Origin of the sequence: Pseudomonas sp. 28 E 9 (genome assembly GCF_900004785.1) — a bacterium.
Classification (GTDB): Bacteria; Pseudomonadota; Gammaproteobacteria; order Pseudomonadales; family Pseudomonadaceae; genus Aquipseudomonas; species Aquipseudomonas orientalis_A.
Window position 1 is genome coordinate 54,508 of sequence record NZ_CVTK01000049.1, and the last position, 1,355, is coordinate 55,862.

Annotated in this window: 1 protein-coding gene; it reads left to right on the forward strand. The window is 60.6% G+C overall.

Annotated elements, in window-relative coordinates; all coding sequences use genetic code 11:
* The first annotated feature begins 260 nt into the window (after nucleotides 1-260).
* Nucleotides 261-1,169 carry a glutaminase B gene (gene glsB / locus BFQ00_RS16200; protein WP_065884751.1) on the forward strand — a complete coding sequence of 303 codons (909 nt, stop codon included), beginning with the start codon at nucleotides 261-263 and terminating at the stop codon, nucleotides 1,167-1,169.
* Nucleotides 1,170-1,355: the final 186 nt, after the last annotated feature.

Sequence of the window (1,355 nt, forward strand, 5' to 3'; positions counted from 1 at the left end):
GCCCAGTGCGGCTAACCCGGCGTCCTGCCGGGTTACCCACGGATTCAAGCCTGCGTTCGGCCAGCGTGGTTTGACGGGGCGCCTGAGATCAAGATCAAAAGCCAGATCAAGAGCGGCTCGCTTCGCATCGTGTGTTGCTGATCCAAATCTATGTGGTGGTCGCCGGGCGGATGGTGGAGATTGTGTGGGGCTTTCGTGCCCAGTGAAGTATCCTGCGCGCCTCGTTCACCACTGATCCAGAGAAGATGACAGGACAAGACATGCAGGCGCTGCTGGAGTCGATCCTTGACGAAGTGCGGCCTCTGATCGGCCTCGGCAAAGTCGCCGATTACATTCCCGCCCTGGCCGACGTACCCGCCAACCAGCTTGGCATCGCGGTATACGGCAACGACGGCGCGGCCTATTGCGCGGGCGACGCCGACACGCTGTTTTCGGTGCAGAGCATTTCCAAGGTGTTCAGCCTGGTGCAGGCCATCGACCACGGCGGCGAAAGTATCTGGGAGCGCCTGGGCCATGAACCGTCGGGGCAACCGTTCAACTCCATGGTGCAACTGGAATTCGAACGCGGCCGACCGCGCAATCCTTTTATCAACGCCGGCGCGCTGGTGATCTGCGACATCAACCAGTCGCGTTTCGCCGTGCCGATCCTGTCGATGCGCGATTTTGTGCGGCGGCTGTCGGGCAATCCGCAGATCCTGGTCGATAGCGTGGTCGCCGAATCCGAAGCCCGGCATGGTGCGCGTAATGCAGCCATGGCCTACCTGATGAAAGCCTTCGGCAACTTTCATAACGATGTGGACGCGGTGTTGCACAGTTACTTCAACTACTGCGCCTTGCAGATGAGCTGCCTGGACCTGGCCCGGGCGTTCAGCTTCCTGGCCAACGAAGGTGTGAGCGCCCACAGTGGCGAGCAGATCCTGACCGCGCGCCAGACCAAACAAGTCAACTCGATCATGGCCACCAGCGGGCTGTATGACGAGGCGGGCAATTTTGCTTATCGCGTAGGGCTGCCGGGCAAGAGCGGGGTAGGCGGCGGGATTGTCGCGGTGGTGCCGGGGCAGTTTACCGTGTGCGTGTGGTCGCCGGAGTTGAACGCGGCGGGGAACTCGCTGGCGGGGATCAAGGCGTTGGAGTTGTTGAGTGAGCGGATTGGGTGGTCGGTGTTCTAAGCCTGTCACCAGACCAAACTGTGGGAGGGGGCTTGCCCCCGATGGCGGCCTCGGGGTCGACCAGGATGCTGGGTTGGATTGAGTACATATCTGTTTCTGCGGTAACGGCTGATATAGGTTCCGCTTTTACAGCGGCTCACTTTTGAAAAGCGCAAAAGTAAGCAAAACGCTCTTGCCCCACCACTC

Bases quoted from the DNA above. Each gene is read 5' to 3' on its own strand.
- glsB (WP_065884751.1), top strand. From the start codon at position 261: ATGCAGGCGCTGCTGGAGTCGATCCTTGACGAAGTGCGGCCTCTGATC.